Origin of the sequence: Flagellimonas alvinocaridis, from assembly GCF_965248585.1 — a bacterium.
Lineage (GTDB): Bacteria > Bacteroidota > Bacteroidia > Flavobacteriales > Flavobacteriaceae > Flagellimonas > Flagellimonas alvinocaridis.
Map to the genome: position 1 here is coordinate 1,909,680 of NZ_OZ252111.1, position 19,992 is coordinate 1,929,671.

The 19,992-nt window shown below is 43.5% G+C and carries 12 protein-coding genes; 8 read left to right on the plus strand and 4 right to left on the minus strand.

The window, feature by feature from the left end; all coding sequences use genetic code 11:
• The first annotated feature begins 14 nt into the window (after positions 1 to 14).
• From ACP14V_RS08820 to ACP14V_RS08835, 4 genes are all read left to right on the plus strand, one after another.
• Positions 15 to 6,323, plus strand: coding sequence for a DUF7507 domain-containing protein (locus tag ACP14V_RS08820; RefSeq protein ID WP_272610224.1), 6,309 nt, complete (start codon positions 15 to 17; stop codon positions 6,321 to 6,323).
• A 20-nt stretch (positions 6,324 to 6,343) separates the two neighbouring features.
• Entirely contained in the window at positions 6,344 to 7,318 is a 975-nt protein-coding gene (locus tag ACP14V_RS08825) for a PorP/SprF family type IX secretion system membrane protein (RefSeq protein ID WP_272610225.1), read from the plus strand.
• A gap of 13 nt (positions 7,319 to 7,331) precedes the next feature.
• The gene (locus ACP14V_RS08830; protein ID WP_272610226.1) at positions 7,332 to 9,266 is read left to right on the plus strand and encodes an OmpA family protein; all 1,935 of its coding nucleotides are present in this window, start codon (positions 7,332 to 7,334) and stop codon (positions 9,264 to 9,266) included.
• Positions 9,267 to 9,380: 114 nt separating this feature from the next.
• A complete protein-coding gene (locus ACP14V_RS08835; RefSeq protein ID WP_272610227.1) occupies positions 9,381 to 10,553 on the plus strand; it encodes a hypothetical protein in 1,173 nt (390 codons plus the stop codon).
• An 80-nt stretch (positions 10,554 to 10,633) separates the two neighbouring features.
• Here ACP14V_RS08835 and ACP14V_RS08840 read toward each other — a convergent pair whose 3' ends face one another.
• From ACP14V_RS08840 to ACP14V_RS08855, 4 genes are read right to left on the minus strand one after another with little or no spacing between them, the layout of a single operon-like run.
• On the minus strand, positions 10,634 to 12,094 hold the full coding sequence (locus ACP14V_RS08840) for a lipopolysaccharide biosynthesis protein (RefSeq protein ID WP_272610228.1): 1,461 nt from the start codon (positions 12,092 to 12,094) through the stop codon (positions 10,634 to 10,636).
• Positions 12,094 to 13,362: a glycosyltransferase gene (locus tag ACP14V_RS08845; RefSeq protein WP_272610229.1), complete on the minus strand. Its 1,269-nt coding sequence runs from the start codon at positions 13,360 to 13,362 to the stop codon at positions 12,094 to 12,096. Before ACP14V_RS08845 ends, ACP14V_RS08840 begins: the two co-directional genes overlap by 1 nt.
• The gene (locus ACP14V_RS08850; RefSeq protein WP_272610230.1) at positions 13,362 to 15,941 is read right to left on the minus strand and encodes a YfhO family protein; all 2,580 of its coding nucleotides are present in this window, start codon (positions 15,939 to 15,941) and stop codon (positions 13,362 to 13,364) included. Before ACP14V_RS08850 ends, ACP14V_RS08845 begins: the two co-directional genes overlap by 1 nt.
• A 24-nt stretch (positions 15,942 to 15,965) precedes the next feature.
• The gene (locus ACP14V_RS08855) at positions 15,966 to 16,226 is read right to left on the minus strand and encodes a DUF4834 family protein (RefSeq protein ID WP_136567355.1); all 261 of its coding nucleotides are present in this window, start codon (positions 16,224 to 16,226) and stop codon (positions 15,966 to 15,968) included.
• Positions 16,227 to 16,310: 84 nt separating this feature from the next.
• Here ACP14V_RS08855 and ACP14V_RS08860 point away from each other — a divergent pair, with 84 nt between their 5' ends.
• The 4 genes from ACP14V_RS08860 to ACP14V_RS08875 all read left to right on the plus strand — a co-directional run bounded on the left by ACP14V_RS08860 (position 16,311) and on the right by ACP14V_RS08875 (position 19,946).
• Positions 16,311 to 17,297 carry a transporter gene (locus ACP14V_RS08860; protein WP_272610231.1) on the plus strand — a complete coding sequence of 329 codons (987 nt, stop codon included), beginning with the start codon at positions 16,311 to 16,313 and terminating at the stop codon, positions 17,295 to 17,297.
• 66 nt (positions 17,298 to 17,363) lie between these two features.
• The gene (locus ACP14V_RS08865) at positions 17,364 to 18,482 is read left to right on the plus strand and encodes a GTP cyclohydrolase (protein WP_272610232.1); all 1,119 of its coding nucleotides are present in this window, start codon (positions 17,364 to 17,366) and stop codon (positions 18,480 to 18,482) included.
• A complete protein-coding gene (locus ACP14V_RS08870; RefSeq protein ID WP_272610233.1) occupies positions 18,479 to 19,297 on the plus strand; it encodes a DUF2490 domain-containing protein in 819 nt (272 codons plus the stop codon). Before ACP14V_RS08865 ends, ACP14V_RS08870 begins: the two co-directional genes overlap by 4 nt.
• Positions 19,298 to 19,361: 64 nt before the next feature.
• Positions 19,362 to 19,946, plus strand: coding sequence for a Crp/Fnr family transcriptional regulator (locus ACP14V_RS08875; RefSeq protein ID WP_272610234.1), 585 nt, complete (start codon positions 19,362 to 19,364; stop codon positions 19,944 to 19,946).
• The last annotated feature ends 46 nt before the right edge of the window (positions 19,947 to 19,992 follow it).

Sequence of the window (19,992 nt, forward strand, 5' to 3'; positions counted from 1 at the left end):
CAAACCCAAAAACTATGTACTCCCTCAAACAAAATCCAACACCGTATAGAAAAACTTTACTTGCACTAATGCTTGCCCTTTTCTGCCTCACCTTTTTCCATTTGGGCAGAGGTGCTGTGGATTCCAAGGAGAAAATAAGCCTGATTGCTCCTACCGAAACAGCATCGGCAGAAGCGTTATATGTTCCTAGCATTGGTGTAGGTCTTGACGCCAACCTCAGTTCCGATTGTGCTGTGATTGATTACACGGTTGCCATTAGAAATACAAGTACCAATAACGAATCCTTGATTATTACGAGTATCATTGACGTTAATGACCCTCTGTTTATCGTACCCAGCTTGGTTGCCACAGTAGCCCAAGGAGATCTCAACGGCAATGGGCTTTTGGATGCAGGGGAATCCTGGGCCCTGGATGCAACACGGTTATTGTCAGCCACGGATCTAAATGCGGATACCTTTCAAAATCAAGCAACAGTAACGGCCGAGGTGTTTGGCCAGCCCGGAAATACGGTAAATGATCTTTCCCATCCAGACCAATTTAATGAAGATGCCCCAACGGTTACCGATATTTCCAACTGTCGCCGAATCGGCACATTACTTTTTGTTGAAACCAAAGATTGGTGGGGCAACCAACCAGGTTGTGAAACCATAGAATATAGACTTTCTGTTCGACATATGGGAGTGGCCAAAGAATCTCTCACCATAACCGATGTAAGCAACAGTTTCGGTCCAGTCTTAAACTTTGCTCTAGAAAACCCAAATGCAGGGGATACCAATAACAATGGTCTGCTAGACTTAGATGAAAACTGGAAGTTTACCGCCTCAAGACCCCTAAATCAGACTGACTATGATGCTTTTCTTATTTTAGAACAAGTCAAGGTTACTACAGCTGTTGAAGGGAATCCCTTAGCTCTGGAAATCGATTTATCTCATCGTGATAATCTATTGGATGATGCACCTACTGACATCTATATTGAATGTGAAAAAGGCACTATTGCACTTACAAAAGAAGCACAAATCATTGGAGATTGTGATGAAATTGAATACACACTGGTCCTCACCCATTTAAACAATGTTCCCCATTCCTATCAAAATATTGTAATCCAAGACCCTCAACTGGGTGATTTTTTTGCGGCCGATGTTGTGGAAAGCATTACTGTTGATGCTATTTTAGAACCAGGGGAAACTTGGACCATGAGTGGTTCGGTATTCCTAACACAAGATGATATCATTGCAGGGCAGGTCACCACTCAGGCGTATGCGGTGGCAGAAATAAAGGATATATTACCATTCCGGTATTCCGTAGATGCCTCTGACCCCACAGACTTAGATCTAGACCGTGAAACCGTTACAGACCTTACTGCCTGCGCTCCCCGTATAGCCATTGTTAAAAAAGGCATCGAAAATAGCTGTAACAACATAGAATACACCTTTTATGTAACCAATGAAAGTGGAAATGGGCACCCCTTGCACAATGTCATAGTTACAGACGACTTGGTCCCAACCGTCACCTATGTTTCTGGCGATGATGGGGACAATATTCTCCAAATCGATGAAGCATGGGAATATACAGGAGTTCACGTTATCACCGCACAAAATCTTGAGGATGGCGAAGTGGAGAATACGGGACATGTTTTTGCTGAAGACCCTATTCTGGGTATCACCGTGGAAGATTGGTCCGATTTTGAAAATGTGGATGAAGACCGCCCCACGGTCACCGACCTGTCTAGCTGCCAACCGGGCATCACCATATTGAAGACCGGTACCGTGGACGCCAACTGTGCCAACATCGACTATACCCTGACCGTGAACAACAAAGGCAGCCAGGACCTGGAGAACGTGGTGGTCAGCGACCCCCTGATGCCAGTGCCCGCACTGCCGGATTCCGGGGACAACGGCGTGGCCGGGGTCATGGAGATCGGCGAGACATGGATCTTTACCGCTTCCTACGCCATAACAGCCCAGAACTTGACCGATGGACAGGTGGACAACCGCGCAACGGTGGATGCCAACGTACTGGGGCTCCCCGCCGTCACCCTCACCGATGAGTCCCATCCCTCCGACACCACGCTCGACGGGGACACCACCACCGACCTCTCCGGCTGTGTGCCCAACATCAACATATTGAAGACCGGTACCGTGGACGCCAACTGTGCCAACATCGACTATGTCCTGACCGTGAACAACAACGGCAGCCAGGATTTGGAGAACGTGGTGGTCAGCGACCCCCTGATGCCCGTGCCCGCACTGCCGGATTCCGGGGACAACGGCGTGGCCGGGGTCATGGAGATCGGCGAGACATGGGTCTTTACCGCATCCTACGCCATAACCGCACTGGACCTGACCAATGGACAGGTGGACAACCGCGCAACGGTGGATGCCAACGTACTGGGGCTGCCCGCCGTCACCCTCACCGATGAGTCACACCCCACCGACACCACGCTCGACGGGGACACCACCACCGACCTCTCCGGCTGTGTGCCCAACATCAACATATTGAAGACCGGTACCGTGGACGCCAACTGTGCCAACATCGACTATGTCCTGACCGTGAACAACAACGGCAACCAGGATTTGGAGAACGTGGTGGTCAACGACCCTCTGATGCCCGTGCCCGCACTGCCCGATTCCGGGGACAACGGCGTGGCAGGGATCATGGAGATCGGCGAGACATGGGTCTTCACCGCTTCCTACGCCATAACCGCACTGGACCTGACCAATGGACAGGTGGACAACCGTGCAACGGTGGATGCCAACGTACTGGGGCTGCCAGCGATAACCGTCACCGATGAGTCCCACCCTACCGACACCACCCTCGACGGGGACACCACAACCGACCTTTCCGGCTGCGTGCCCAACATCAACATCATCAAGACCGGTACCGTGGACGCCAACTGTGCCAACATCGACTATACCCTGACCGTCAACAACAACGGCAACCAGGACCTGGAGAACGTCGTGGTCTCCGATCCCCTGATGGCCGTGCCCGCACTGCCGGATTCCGGGGACCTTGACAACGACAACGTCCTGGACATCGGCGAGACATGGGTCTTTACAGCATCCTACGCCATAACCGCATTGGACCTGACCAACGGACAGGTGGACAACCGCGCAACCGTCGATGCCAACGTGCTGGGGCTGCCCGTCGTCACCGTCACCGATGAGTCCCATCCCTCCGACACCACCCTTGATGGGGACACCACTACCGACCTCTCTGGCTGTGTGCCAAGAATTGCGTTGATTAAACAAGGTATTTCCAAAGGTCCTTTGGGTAATGATGGAGGTTGTACCAGTATTGCCTACACTTTTTTAGTAACCAATGAAAGTGAAAGTGGTGCTCCCTTAGAAAATATTAGTATCACTGATTCCAAATTAAATGCTGGTGACATTACTCTTTTTAGTAAAGATGGTGGAAATCAAGACAATCTCTTAGAGCTGGGTGAAACTTGGGTCTATACGGCAAACTATGTGTTGACCGCAGAAGACATAACCCTTGGTGAAGTGGAAAACACGGCACATGTAACTGCCTCTGAACCTAATCTTGGTATTGTGGTTGAAGACGATTCTGACTTTGAAAATGTGGACGAAGACCGCTCCACGGTCACCGATATTTCCGAATGTGCCCCAAAAATAGCCTTGATCAAAACCGGGGTGGCCTATGGCGGCCAGGGAGAAGAAGGAGGTTGCGCATTCATTGACTATACCTTTACAGTCTCCAACGAGAGCACCAAAGGCCAAGTCTTGGAAAATATTACCATTGCTGACCAAGACCTACCGATCTTTATCGACATTAATTTTCCGCCCACCTCTGGTGATGTGGGCAATGACGGTCTTTTGGGTCCGGATGAAATCTGGGTGTATGAAAACATAGAATACCAACTCAACACGGCAGACCGTCTTGCCGGGCAAGTGGAAAACACGGCCATAGTCACGGCCACCATGGAAGGCTTCGCGGAAATTACCGTGGAGGATACCTCGGATTTTGAAAACACTTTGGAAGACAGGCCTACCGTTACCTTGCTTGGGGATTGCGAACCCCGCATTGCCCTTATTAAAGAAGGAGTGGTCAATGCAGACTGTTCAGCCATCGATTATACCTTTACATTAACCATTGAAAGCACTACAAATGAAAGTTTTGAAAATGTGGTGGTCACTGATTTGGACCTGCCCTTGGTGATCCAAGGCCCCCAAGGCGATGGTAACTTTATGGGTATCTTTGAACCTGGTGAAACATGGACCTACACCGCCACCCAGCCCATAAGTCCTGACGATATTAATTTTGGTTGCTTCCACAACCAGGCACAAGTCATCGCCAATGTATTGGCCTACCCGGATTATATGGTACAGGACCTTTCGGACGATGATAGCCCCGACGAGGACGATGTCACCGAAGTGGACCTGAGCACATGCCAAAACCCGGCTGTTGGCTTGATCAAAGAAGCAGAACTGTTGGACATCAACAACGATAACTGCCCCGAGAGTGTGAGCTATACCTTTACCGTGACCAATATGGGAGATGTGGCCCTGCACCAAGCCATTTTAAATGATGATATGTTGAACGGTGAGGTCCCCGGTCCCACCCCAGAAAGTGATGACGGAGGGGACGGTATCCTTTCCGTAGGGGAAAGCTGGACCTACCAAGCCATTTACAATATTGTCCAAACGGATATAGATAATGGCTTTGTGGAGAACACCGCTACCGTGACTATGTTCAATCTTTGTAATACTGCACAGGTAGTCGACACCTCTGATGATAATTCGAATACGGAGAACGATTCCACCAACATTACCATACCCAACGATGCCTGTACCGATGGTAATGCGAGCATTGGCCTCATCAAAACAGGAGCAGTTCAGGATGCCAACCAAGACAACTGCCCTGAAAGCATCCTCTATACCTTTACTGTGACCAATAATGGGGACATTGATCTGGATACCGTGGAGCTTATGGATGATGCCTTGGGTGGAAATATCCCCGGTCCAATCCCAGGAACCGATGAAAATGAAGATGGGGTACTTTCCCCCGACGAATCCTGGACCTTTGAATACCTGTATGAGTTGGTTCAAGAAGACATTGATGCTGGGTTTAAGGAAAATCAGGCTACTGTCTCTGCGGAACCGCTTGGGTTGGACATTACAATACAGGATGATTCCGATGACAATAGCTTGTTGGAGAATGATATAACCAATACCACCGTGCCCAATAATGCCTGTACCGATGGGGCTCCCAGCATAGGATTGGACAAATCTGGACAGTTGGCAGACATCAACTCGGACGGATGTAATGAAAGTATCCTCTACACCTTTACTGTGACCAATACGGGAGAACTCGATCTGGAAAATGTAATCGTGGAAGATGACAAGTTTAATGGTACGGTAAACGGTCCCACCGAGGGAAGCGATCTAGGGGAAGACGGTATACTTTCCGTTGGGGAAAGCTGGACCTACCAAGCCCTGTATACCATACAACCAGCTGATGTTTCCAATGGTTTTGTGAACAATACAGCTTCCGTTTCGGCCAACCCAGTGGGATTGCAAGCGAACGTTTCGCAGAATGCTTCCGCAAATACTGTGGTGCCCAACGATGCCTGTACCAACGGTTCGGCGGGAATAGGACTGATCAAGGAAAGTGAACTGGCTGATGCAAAAGGGGGCGGATGTACTGATTCCATTATCTATACGTTCACGGTATCCAATACCGGCGAGGTTGACTTAGAGGAACTCTTCTTGGAAGATGAAAAACTAGGGGGTTACATTGTTGGCCCAGTACCCGGAACGGACAATGGAAACGATGGCATATTGTCCATTGGGGAAAGCTGGACGTTCAGGGTTACTTACTCGCTTACCCAACAAGATATCGACAATGGCTCGGTGATCAACCAAGCTATGGTTTCAGCCCAACCCGTAGGGTTTGAAGTACAGATCATTGATCAATCCGACGATGATAGCTTTGATGAAGACCAGCAGACCGTCACCACAGTCCCCAGTGATGCTTGTCCCAGCGAGGGAACTGACCCTGACTTCGAGATTTATACTGGAATTACCCCCAATGGGGATGGTATCAACGATTTCTTTAGAATTGATGGTATTGAAGCCTATCCCAATAATTCCCTTAGAATTTTTAATAGATGGGGTGCCTTGGTGTATGAGGCTGAAGGATACGGTATCGGTAATCAGATTTTCATTGGAGTATCAGAAGGTCAAGCCACCATCATGAAAGAAAGGAGCCTCCCAAGCGGAACCTATTTCTACATTCTGGAATTTGAAAACGAAAACCCAGGTGAGGCCAGTTATTCAGGATATCTCTACATCAATCGAGATTAATGCAAGCAACCTATTATTCAATGAAGTCAATATTCAGAACACTATTTGTGAGAGGGTATTTAATAAAGCTGATATTTATACTGACCTTGGGCATGTATAAAGCCCAAGGGCAACAAGACCCCCAATACACCCAATATATGTACAACACCCAAATTGTGAACCCAGCATATGCAGGTTCAAGGGAAGTCCTTAGCATGGGAATGCTTGGCAGAATGCAATGGGTAAATTTGGAAGGAGCCCCACGGACAGGGACTTTTACACTGAATACACCCATAGGAGCGCTTCAGAGTATGGGTCTAGGTCTTTCCATTGTTTACGATCAAATTGGTCCTGCAACGGAATCCAACATAAATGTGGATTATTCCTACTCTCTTCAATTGGACAAGCATGATATAAGCAAACTGTCCTTTGGGTTAAAGGCAGGAATAGATCTTTTGGATGTGGACTATGAAAAATTAAATCTTGAAAACCCCAATGACCCCTTGTTTCAAAACACAGTGGACAATAAAATCCAACCACAAATTGGTGCCGGTATTTATTACCATACCCAAAAATTTTATGCAGGGTTCTCGGTTCCCAATTTTTTGAATTCAAAGCACTTTGATGAGGGCTCTTTGGAAAATCAAGATTTAGAAAATATAGCCATTGAGCGATTACATTATTTTTTTATCACAGGGTATGTATTTGACCTCTCCCCTAACCTAAAATTTAAACCAGCAACCATGGTCAAATTTGTAAGTGGTTCCCCTTTACAATGGGATATGTCAGCCAATTTTATGATCAACGAAAAGTTTATCCTCGGAGGTTCTTACCGATGGAATGCATCCATAAGTGCGTTGGCGGGGTTCCAAATATCACAATCAGTATTTATTGGCTTGGCCTATGACTATGATTCGACCCAAGTCAAAGATTACACCAGTGGATCTTACGAGGCTATGGTCCGTTTTGACATTTTCCATAAAACAGACAAGGTACTAACACCCAGATTTTTTTAAACATTAAGCTTATATGCACCACAGAACCATTATTATAGCTCTAATTTTCATTTTTTTTACTTCAATCACCAAAGCCCAAAACAGTATCATAAAAAAAGCCAATGAGGACTTTGATTCTTACTATTTTATCGATGCACGGGAAATATATCTGAATATTGTGGACGACGGGTATGAATCTCCACAGGTGCTAAAAAAACTGGGAGATACCTACTATTTCAATGGAGAATACGAGGATGCAGTAAAATGGTATCAAAAGTTGATGGAAAAATATCCCAACGACATTGATCCCATTTACTATTATCGTACGGCACAGAGTTTAAAAAGTACTGGAGAATACCAATCCTCAAAAAAGATGATGGGGAAATTTGCCAGTCTATCTGCCAATACAGAAATCGCAAAAAACTTTATGAAGGACTACCCTGCTTTGGATAGTCTTGTTGGTTTTAAATCCAGTAATTTTGAAGTGGACAATATTACCGGACTGTTGACCAGTTCGGATTTTTCACCATCATTTTATGGCGACAAGATTGTATTTTCCTCCTCTTCAGGAAGAACAGAAGGAGATGACATACACAAATGGACCGGGCTACCCTACCTAGATCTTTTTGAAGCGGAAATTGATGAGGATTGGAGACTAACCCATCCCAAACCGCTTGAAGGTAAAATAAATACCCCATATCATGAGTCCAATGCGGCTTTTACCAAAGATGGAAAAACGGTCTACTTTACCCGTAACAATTATCATAATGGCAGAAAGCAAAAGAACAAGGAAAAATTGGTGAGTCTTAAAATCTATCAAGCCACTAAAACGGAGGCTGGTATATGGGAGAACATTATTGAACTTCCCTTTAACAACGATTCCTATTCCGTGGCACATCCGGCCCTATCCCCTGACGAAAAGCGTCTTTATTTTTCTTCAGATATGGAAGGTACCCAAGGTGAATCTGATATTTGGTATGTGGAAATAAAAGAAGACGGTTCCTTTGGTGCCCCAATAAATATGGGTCCGGAAATCAATACGGAAGCTAGGGAATGCTTTCCTTTTATTGGGAAAAATAACAATCTCTATTTCTCAAGCGACGGTCATTTAGGATTGGGTGGTCTCGATGTTTTTGTGGTTTCCCTGGATGCCGAAGGTGAATTTGAAGAAGTGACCAACCTGAAAAAACCCATCAATTCCAACAAAGATGATTTTGGGTTTATTCTCAAGGAAGATAAAAAGATTGGCTATTTAGCTTCAAATAGAGATGGTGATGGTGGCAGTAGCGCAGATGACATCTACCGCGTTTGGGAAAGTTGTGGACTGATTGTAATCCAAGGAGCCATTTCAGATGCCAAAACTGGAAAACCTTTGAATGGCGCTGTAGTAAAACTCTTGAACAAGAATAACGACACCATAACCAAAACGACTACAGATAGTAGTGGCAACTATGTTTTTAAAGGGGTAGTTGATTGTAGCAAAAAATATACTGTCTATGCAGAATACAAAGACTATGCAACCAAAAAGAAAAGTACGGTCACCCCTCGAGGATCGCATACCGAGCAAATGGACTTGGAGCTTACCCCTCCGGAATGCCCAATTGATGATTTAGGATGCAGATTAACGTTACAACCCATCTATTTTGATTATGGAAAGTCTATTATCAGATCAGATGCAGAAGTGGAGTTGGCCAAAATTCTCCAGGCAATGAAACAATATCCAGAACTATCCATCCACATTGAGTCCCACACCGATTCACGATCAAGCGATAATTTTAATCTTAAGTTGTCCGAAAGACGTGCCCAAGCAACACTACAATGGTTAGTGGAAAAGGGTATAGATCGCAGACGACTTTCGGCAAAAGGATATGGAGAAACGCAACTGCTAAACAATTGCTCCAACGGCGTTACATGCTCGGAAGAAGACCACCAACTTAACAGAAGGTCTATGTTCATTATTCAAGAATAAATTTCTTTCTATTTAAATATCAGATAGTTAAGTCTAAAATTATTTTTTGGCACGCTGCTTGATACTGTATAGGTGGATGTAAATAGGTACATCTAGAACATAAAACCGTGCAGTATGAAAAAGTTAGTACTCTTTATAGCAGCCATCGCTTTCGGTACACTAGGTACCCAAGCCGCCAAAATGGAAGATAACGTTGTTGCCACAACAACATATCGATATGGAAACTCATTCATCTTTGTAGAAGATGGGGTAACTTTTTCTGTTTACCCAGATGGAGAGTTCGATTTTTACATGGACAATAGGGTTAATGTAGGTGTTGGTGCCCGAATAGGAAATGTGGGCATTACCTTTAACTCAGGATATAATTATGATCCCTTTGTTCAATATGATGATTATGGAGCCGTAATCCAGGTGGAGAATATTCCTGTCTTTTATGACTACTATGGCAGGGTTTCCCAAATAGGTAGTGTAGACATTTGGTACAATAACGGTAGGGTTCGTCGTGTAGGCGGTCTACATGTTTACTATAATGGTGGTGTATTTAGCCATTATACTGGTTTCATCAACATTTACAACAGACATTATGTATACCGTCCTTTCCATAGATACTTTGCTAGACCTGGAATTGGGTTCTGCACCGTGTATTCCAGACCATATAGAAGGTACTACAGCCCCATTAGATATTCTTACTATGCGCCTTATAGAAACAATTACAGAAGGTCCTATGCAAAAATTGGAAAATCGTATAGGGACTATGACTTGCACAGAAGGGATAGGGTTTATAGAAATGATAAAAGAGTCATAGCAAGAGACAATGGTAGTATTAGACGCGGTTATGCAGGAAGAAGCAATTACGATGTGGCCCAGAACAATTATAGAAAGACAAGTCCTGCATCACGCTCCCAAAGTACTGCTAAAAGGCAGGTGGCTCCAAAAAGGACCGTGAATCAAGGAACTTATAGAAAAGCCAGTGGTGTATCTAGAAGTAATAGTGATAGAACTGTGACCCAAAAACAAGTGACTCGGACTCCTAACCGGAAAACCGTGACGCAACGACAGGTCACTTCTACCCCAAATCGTAAAACGGTCACTAGAACTACTACGAGCACATATAAAAAGCCTCAAGCTCGAAGCAGTTCCAATAGAGCTGATGTAAGCCGAAGCAGTGCATCAAGAAAAACGGTTTCCCGCAGTACCAAAAGCAATACGGTAAGAAAAAGTACGGGCAACACAAATTATAGAAAAAGTAGCGCTTCAAGGACTTCCAGAAGTTCCAGAAAGCAATAAAGATAGTTTTTAGGTTGGTTAGTTGTTAACCCCGTAGTTGGATTTATCCGCTACGGGGTTTTTCTTTTGAGTAATTTAAATTACTCCTGTCTTTTTTTCAACCATTTGGAAAGTACCCCGGAAACGTCCTCAGAAATATCAAACCGATATAGGATACCAACATACATAACAACAATTAATGTAGATTTTAAAAGGATGTTGATAATAGGATGAAACGAAAACTGTAACATGTTGAACAACACCATTAGAAAAACAAGAGTGACAAAAACCTTGAAAGTAGCCCCTGTGAAGGGTAAAAAACCAAATTTTTGTTTTACAAACACCAATTTTATCACATTGAAAACAAAAATGGAGGCAAAACTGGCAATTGCAGCTCCTACCATACCCCATTTGGGGATGAGCAGATAATTTAAAAGTATCGTCAAGGCAGCCAAACACACGCCAAATACCAAAACCGTTCTGTAGTACTTTGAATTGTACAGAATAGAAGTGTTGTTCCCCAAAAGCGAATCAAAGACTTTTGCCAAACCAATTAAGAAAATAATGGTCAAACCCGTGCGATACGTTTCTGGAAGCAACAAATAAAGGTCGTTTAGGTTTAAGATAATAAGGACAAACAAAATTCCAGATGCAATAAAAAGTGTCAGCGAAGTTTTTTGATAGAGCTTTTTAAGTCCAGGGGAATCATTGGAGTTCAATAAAGCTGCAGTCAGCGGATAGGTTATTTGCTGCATCGCCCTAGAGGGAACGATAATTACTGTAGCAATATAAACCGCAACCCCATAGTAGGCCACATTCTCTATACTGATGAACTGATTTAGCATCACCTTATCTATTTCCAATAAAATCAATGATGCCGATCCTCCCAAAATAATCAAAAAGGAATAGGAAAGTAATTCTTTGGTATTTGACGGAAACTTAAAATCGAGCCGCGGAAATCTTAGGCTGTAAGCATAAATTTTGATGATTACGGTTCTTAAAACATAAACTCCCACCAAACCATTGAAAAATAGGTCCAACGATATCATCTCAAAATATAAAAGGATTAAGAGAATGGAAGCTCCGATACGACCAAACACCTCCTTCATAAAATTTCCAAACACCGATTTTAAATGCACCTTACACCATGCATAAAAAATTTCGAAGTATCCCATGGACAATCCTACGACAAATACATACCAAAGATAATTTCCTACCATTGGGTTTACTTGTGACACCAGGTTGGCCAAAGGTTTGTGCCAAAAAATGCTTGCCAAGGTCACAGGTACGATACCCAGCAATGGCACAAACAACATTAAGGTCAGAAAGGCATCTTTTTCGGAATCCTTGTAATGACTGTAAAACTTCACCATGGTATTATGGACCCCAAAAGCCATCAAAGGCATTAATATTGCCCCCGAAGCCAATATAAAGGTTACCAATCCGTAGTATTCATCAGGTAAAATCTTGGTATATAGGAACAAGGTATTAACAGCACCGAATAGAAAACCCAAGTAGGTTACTACAACATTTTGAATGGATTGTTTTAAAACTATTCCCATTAAATGAATTTTGCTAGTGCTTCGGTCAAGGCCCTTCGGTGAAATTGAGCTACGTGGTCAGATTTACACTGCAATGTTCCTTTTTGGTATTGGCCAAACCAATCCAAAAGTACATTTTTTAAGTCGACCGATTCTGAATGGGTAAAAACCTTTCCCGCACTGGTATTGGTTACCATTAGCCCTGCCTCCCATTCTTCCGGTCCTATGGCCAAAATAGGGCGTTTAGCATTTAAATATTCAAAAAGTTTTCCAGGAATGATGCCTTTGGTCTCCTCCGAATCAATTTCCAACAACAACAAAACCTGGGATTTTTGCTGAACCTCCAAAACTTTGTCATGGGAAATATATCCCATTTGTTGTACATGTGCATCCAATCCAAAATCATGAATCGATTTTAATACTTCTTCTCCCACTACTCCGGCCAATTGAATTTTTAAAGCTTTATTAAACGCTTCGTTGGTGAGGATCAAATCATGTAACACTTCCCATAAAACCACAGGATTGCGTCCGGTAAGCAAAGAGCCGATATGTGAAATTGTAAATTTCGAATCCTGTGCTGCTGGCTCTAAGGTTTCATCAAAACCATTGGTTATCAATTTAATGGGTTTATCGGTGATAGTTTCAAACTCCTGCTTTGTAGTGTTGCTCGTGACAATGATTTTATCCGCTACGCTAAGCACCCTTTTCTCCAACTCCTTATGCTTTCTTGCGGATGATGGCGATAACCTAAGTTTTTTATGATAACCAATCGAGGTCCATGGATCTCTAAAATCTGCAATCCATTGAATGGCATATTTTTGTTTTAATCCCAGCCCTATCAGATGTAAACTATGCGGGGGGCCAGTGGTAATCACTGTTTTTATACCTTCATCCGAAATAATTTTTGCCAAATAGGAAATAGATGGTTTTACCCAAAGTTTACGAGCATCCGGAATAAAAAAATTACCTCGAACCCACAACAGCAGCTTTTCCAAAAAAGTTGGGTCTTTTTCTTGAATGATTCCGGAACTGATGGTCTTGGTCTTTTTTTTGGATAAAAATCCTGCCCACCCATAAGGCTCCTGAATGGGCTTTTTTAAGACTTTGATGTCCTTAGGGACTTCATCCACAAGCTTCTTGTCCGTAATTGGATAACTGGGGTTTTCAGGAACATAGATTATGGGTTCAATACCAAACTCGGGAAGGTATTTCACAAATTTTAGCCATCGTTGAACGCCTGGCCCCCCAGCAGGAGGCCAATAGTATGCTATGAGCAAAACTTTTTGCATTAGGATTCCTTGGTTTTCTTGGGCACAAATGTGTAGCTAACGCCACCAACGATAATCAGCCCCAGCAAAATACAAGCGGCTAGGCTAATTTGACTTCCTGTTTCCACTACTTTGGGTTCAAATTTGAATTCGATTTCGTGGGTTCCCGCCGGCACTTTCATCCCTCTCAATGTATAATCCACCTTGTAATGGGGTTCGGCCTTGCCATCAATAAAAGCATTCCACCCTGAAGGGTAATATATTTCGGAAAAGACGACAAAACCTTCATTGCTATTGCTGGTCTGATATTTTAGATAATTGGGGCGATAATCAACCAAACTAATGGAAGCCAAGGAATCCAAATCGAATCGGGATTTGGTCAACTGCGGATAAGTTCTTGTATTGACCACCGCTTCCAATTTTGAATCAAAATCCTTAAGCGCTTCTATTTCCTCATTTGCTGATGAAACGGGTATAAGTCGCCCAACAAACCAAGCATTGCCATTAGCATCATCATTCACTGCAGGAAAACTGTTCCCATCCTCATCTTGCTGGATGATGTACTTTACGTTGAGCATATTCAAAACCTGTAGATTGTTTTGGTACAGATGGTACTCAAATAAATTCTGTATAGATCTAGGTTTTGCGGCATGATATCCTCCAATGGACTTGTGGAAATAGGAGGTTCGGGCACCATTCAAGCCTTCCTGCGGATCAAACACCCGGTAGATGGAATCATCCTGTTGGATCATTTGATCTAATTGACTGGCCTGAAAAGGAGTACTCACCTGACGTTGACGTACAAAATCACCCTCATTGACATAACGAAGGGCCACACCTACCAAATCAAACAATATCAATCCACCCAAAGCGAATACCAAAATGTTCTTGCTTATCTTTTCTTTTATGAAAAGCCAGAGTACCACAGCGGCAAGGGTCACATAAATTAAAGACCGTATCGTGTCGCTGGTATACACTGCTTCCCTATCTCTTTGGATCATGGTCATGACGTCATCACCAAAATATCCGCGGTACATCTCATCACGCAATCCTTCAAAATCAAAGAATCCTTTTAGAAGAAAAATGAACACGCCTAATCCTAAAGTGATAAAGAAACTCAACTTCAAGGCCTTTAGTTTTTCCTTGTCGTCCTCGGATTTTTTGAAAAGCTCCCACAAACCCAGTATGCCCAAAACGGGTAAACAGAGCTCCAGTACCACCTGAATGGATGAGACTGCCCTAAATTTGTTGTATAGAGGGAAGTAATCGATCATAAAGTCAGTTAGCGTACCAAAATATCTGCTTAAAGACACGATAAAGAAAAATATTGCACCAAAAAGCAACCATGGTTTCCATTTCTTTTCTTTAACGAAAAAGATAACTATAGTAAAGAGCACAAAAAGCACATGCCCTATAATTGCATAATTAGAAAAGTTAGGGAAATTTTTTCCCCAAGAGAGTGCAAGGGCAATAATGGAACCAGCTAATAGCCACCACTTTCTCTTTCCATTTACGAGAAAAAGCCCTAAAATAAATAGGAAAATTACAATGGCCCCCACATAGGCAGGTCCTGCCACTATAGGTTGATCACCCCAATACAAGGGCAGTCCACTGGACAGCTCCAAAGCCTTGGAAGGTGGCAGTCCTTGACCCACCAAATATTCAAACACCTTGGAATCCGTTCCTAGGTCTTCATTGCCGGAACCTCCAAACATTCTTGGAACAAACAAATCCAATGACTCAGCAATTCCATAGCTGTACTGTGTAATGTATTCCTTGTCCAATCCATTGGAAGCCTGCATGGGTGTTCCATCTGGGTTTACGGTCAATTCAGATTTGCCGCGGGTACTCCAATCCGCGTACTCTTTAGTGGCCATAAGCCCCGTGGCATTGGCTGCTATGGAAAGGCCCACGGCCAATATCAAAATCCCTACGGAAAGGAAAAAATGCTTTAGTGTCTTGTCCTTGATGGCATAAATATGCTGGATTAGTCCCAATACCAATACCAACAACATAAAGTAATAGGTCATCTGGTAGTGGTTGGCGCTGATTTCCAACGCCATGGCCAATGCTGTCAAAATAAAGCCCCAGAGATATTTCTTTCGAAATACCAATATGATGCCTCCCAACACCATGGGAATATAGCCTAAGGCATGGGCCTTGGCATTGTGCCCCACTCCAAGAATGATGATGAGATAAGTGGAAAATCCAAATGCCAGCGCACCCAAGGCCGCCAGCCTAAAATCCACCTTAAGACATAATAATAAAATATAAAACCCAATAAAGTACAGAAAAAGGTAATCAGCCGGTCTGGGCAAAAACCGAATCAATCGGTCTAATTTCTTCACATAATCATTTGGGTAATTTGCTCCCAATTGATAGGTTGGCATGCCTCCAAAGGCACTATTGGTCCAATAAGATTCCTCCCCAGTAAGTTCTTTGTAGTCATCACGCTCCTTGGCCATACCCTTGTACTGGGCAATATCGGATTGGAAGATGGCCTTGCCCTGTAAAACAGGATAAAAATATACTAGAGAAGTAAGTACAAAGAAGCCAAAAACACAAAGATGTACGATAATGGCCTTGGGAGAAAGTTTCATGGATAGATTTTGAAAAGACAAATATTAGTCAATTTCTTCAAAATCTATGTATTCTCCAACTTTTTTTGATGGTTTGGAACCTTTGGAAGCTCCCTTGAAAATAGTGGTCTTACCCTCATCATTTGGCTCATTTCCATAATGTTGGTAACTACCAAACTCCTGCCCAAAACGCTCATGGGTCTTCTTTACTGCATAGTTGAACAACCTTGGCGCCAACCATTTTGCGAGCAATTTGAACGCATAGTATACTAATATGAGGAATAAAATCGTTTTTAGTACAACCATATGACAAAACTATTGAATCAAAATTACACTGTTAGTATCTTAATAAGACCAAACGTTTCATAAAATAGTATTAAAATCAGTTATATGGAGTTTTCCTTCCTTAGAAAAACACTACTTCTTTTCCTTATTGCCCCATTAATTTTAAGCGCGCAATACACCGATGTCATCAATTCCAACAGACCGGGCCGAGCAGTTAGCGCCTATGCCGTTGGCAAAAATGTGGCACAGGTTGAAATGGGTCTGTTGTATGAGCAGCGAAACGATTCAGACCAAAACTTTGACTCCAATATTTTTGGGACCGATCTAGCACTAAGGTACGGACTGCTTTTTGAGGAACTGGAGATTGTATACGAAGGTTCCTTTATTTCGCAGAATATTGACTATTCCTCCCCTTTGGGAACGGATGGTAGGCGGACCGATTTTTCCAGAAACCGTGTGGGGCTAAAATATTTGGTCTATGACCCCTTTAAAAACCCAGAAAAAAACAAACCCAACCTATATAGCTGGCGGGCCAACAATGTATTCCAGTGGAAAAACCTGATTCCTGCCGTTTCCCTGTATGGCGGGGCTACATTTACCGTTGGGGACAATCCCTTTTATGTGGGTGACCCCGTAGTTGCATACCGTGGGGCCATTGCCACACAGAGTAGACTATCCCCAAGGTTTGTGCTGATTTCCAATATAGCATACGACCGTATCGGCACCGATTTCCCTGAATGGCGCTATGCCCTTTCCGTGACCCATGCCTTTAGAAACCCCAAATGGAGTGTTTTCTTGGAAGGACAAGGCATAAACAGCGACCGTTATTCCGATATTTTGGCGCGAACCGGGTTGGCCTACCTGTTCAATGAAAACTTCCAGGCCGATTTTCATTTGGGATCTAATTTTAAAAGTGCCCCATCACGCATATTTGCCGTTGCAGGTTTCTCCTACCGATTGGATTTCCACAAAGACAAACTTATCCCCATTGATGAGCAAAGTGGTGGTCAAAATGGAAAGATCAGAAAGAATTCCAATAAGAAAAAGTCAAAAAAGCGGGATAAGAAAAATAAAGACGATATAGATTTCTAAGTTTTTCCCCCAACGCTTTCATGCTGTAGGTAATATTCCTATTATTGAACTTGTAAAAGTTGATGTATGATCACGGTTAAACAGGTTCAATCCAAAGCAGATTTAAAGGACTTTGTAAAGTTTCCCTTTTCCCTATATAAAAACTCCGACTATTGGGTTCCACCCATCATCAAGGATGAAATGGAATCCTTTGATGAAACCAAGAATCCGGTCTTTAAAAATGCCAAAGCTTCCTTTTTCTTGGCATACAAGGATGGGAAGATCGTGGGCAGGGTAGCCGCCATCATCAATTGGTTGGAAGTGAACGAACAGCAGCTCAAAAAAATGCGCTTTGGGTGGTTCGATTTTGTGGACGACCTTGAAGTATCCAAAGCCTTACTGGATAAGGTGGCCGAAATTGGCAAAAAGAACCAGCTCGAATATATGGAAGGTCCTGTGGGTTTTTCCAATCTGGACAAGGTAGGCGTACTTATTGAAGGCTTTGACCATATCGGGACCATGATCACATGGTATAACCACCCCTACTATCAATCCCATTACGAAAAACATGGATTTGTCAAGGAAAAGGAATATCTCGAAAACAAGTTTTTGGCGGCCAAAGCGGACCCTGCTTTGTTCCACAAGGCCAATTTATTGGTGAAGAAACGGTATGGACTCCGGGAAATGAACTTTACCAAGAGTGCGGACATTATGCCTTGGGTAGATAAAATGTTCGACCTGTTCAATGACACCTATTCCAAGCTCTCCTCTTTTGTGAAGATTACGGACATCCAGAAGGAATATTTTAAAAAGAAGTACATCAGCTTTATCAACCCCGAGTATATCAAGTTTGTGGTGGATTCCAATGATGAACTTGTGGCCTTTGCGATAGTAATGCCCTCGTTTTCCCAAGCGTTGCAAAAAGCCAATGGGAAATTGTTCCCCTTTGGCATCTATCACTTGTTGAAAGCCAAAAAGAAAAGCAAGGATGTTATTTTTTACCTGATCGGCATCCGTCCCGATTATCAGAACAAGGGAGTGACGGCCATTATTTTTAACGAGTATTACAAAACCTTCAGTGAAAAGGGCGTTGTCAACTGCATTCGAACCCCAGAATTGGAAGAGAACGTGGCTATACGACAAATGTGGAAGCACTTTGATCCCGTGGTGCACAAACGCCGAAGAACCTATCGAAAAGATTTATGAACCCAACTCGCCAGACCCTTTTTTTAACCCTATTGTTGCTTGCCCTTTTGGGTCATAGTGTTTTTGGGCAGAGAAGAGAGGTCACGCATAGGGGCGAGCAATGGTTCCAGTACAACAACATCACCCATCTGAACGAAAAATGGATGCTATTTGGGAATTCCGGTTTACGTTGGAAGGATGGTTTTGAGAAGTTCTCCATTTTCTTTGGCAGATTGAGCGGGGGTTTCGCTCTAAGTGATAAAATACGTTTAAGTACAGGCTTCACCTATGTTGAATTCTATACCGATGGTGACAAATACCAAGTAGAGTATCGCCCCTACGAGGAGCTTTTTGTTCGTGGGAATGGCGAAAAGTTCCGGCTGAACCATAGGTTCCGGTTCGAGCAGCGTTTCTACAATCCCGTGGTGGAAGGGAAAGTACAATCCGACAATACCTTTGCCCTCCGCCTCCGTTATGCCCTAATGACCGGGTTTGATCTCTTTTCCCTTTCCAAGACCAGACCCGATTGCAAGTTTAGGATCAACATCAGTGACGAGGTCATGTTCAATGCTGGGGACCACATTGTGCACAACGTATTCGACAAAAACAGGTTCATCGTGATGCCCACGGTACAGTTTAACCGATGGATGTCCGTATCCGTTGGCTGGAACAACCAGTTTGCCAGTACCACCACGGCCGGGCACTATATCTACACCAATGCCCTTTGGGTGCACCTCACCCATACCCTGCATCTCTCCAAAAAGACGCATGGGCAAGATGAGGAATTTATACTGCCTCCGGCCAATTCCAATTTTCAGCAGGCCGCTGCGGATTAATGAGAAGGACTTAGAATTGTTTTTCTGCCAAGTTTTGGTGAATTTTAAACTCTCATTTGGTCCGATGCACGAATCCCTGCTACTAAACATATCCAAGCATGTAAAGCTTTCTCCCGAAGAGATTCGGCTTTTCAATACTTTTTGGACCACCAAGACTTTGGAGAAGGGAGATTATTTGCTTCAAAATGGAGAAGTGTGCAAAACGGACAATTATGTAATTTCCGGTTCATTGAAAGCTTTCTACATCAATCCTGATAAAGGAACAGAAGAGATTCTCTATTTTGCCATTGATGATTGGTGGGCCACGGATATCCTGAGCTTTCAAAAACAAGAACCCTCCATGTACACCATTCAGGCGTTGGAAAGGACAGAACTGCTCCAAATCCAACATTTGGCATTTCAGAAAATGTTGGCGGAAATCCCAAGGTTGGAACGGTATTTTCGTATCATTCTGGAAGGGTACACGGCCAGTTTACAACGGAGAATCGTCATCAACAATACCTATGATGCTGCCCATCGCTACGCCGACTTTTTGGAAAACTACCCCCAACTCGCCAAAAGGGTGCCCCAATACCTCATTGCCTCCTATCTAGGGGTTACTCCTGAATTTATAAGCCGAATACGAAAAAACAAACCGAAATTGAACTAGGTCAATTTTTAGGGTTTTCTTTTGGCACAACTTTGCTTTCAAAATG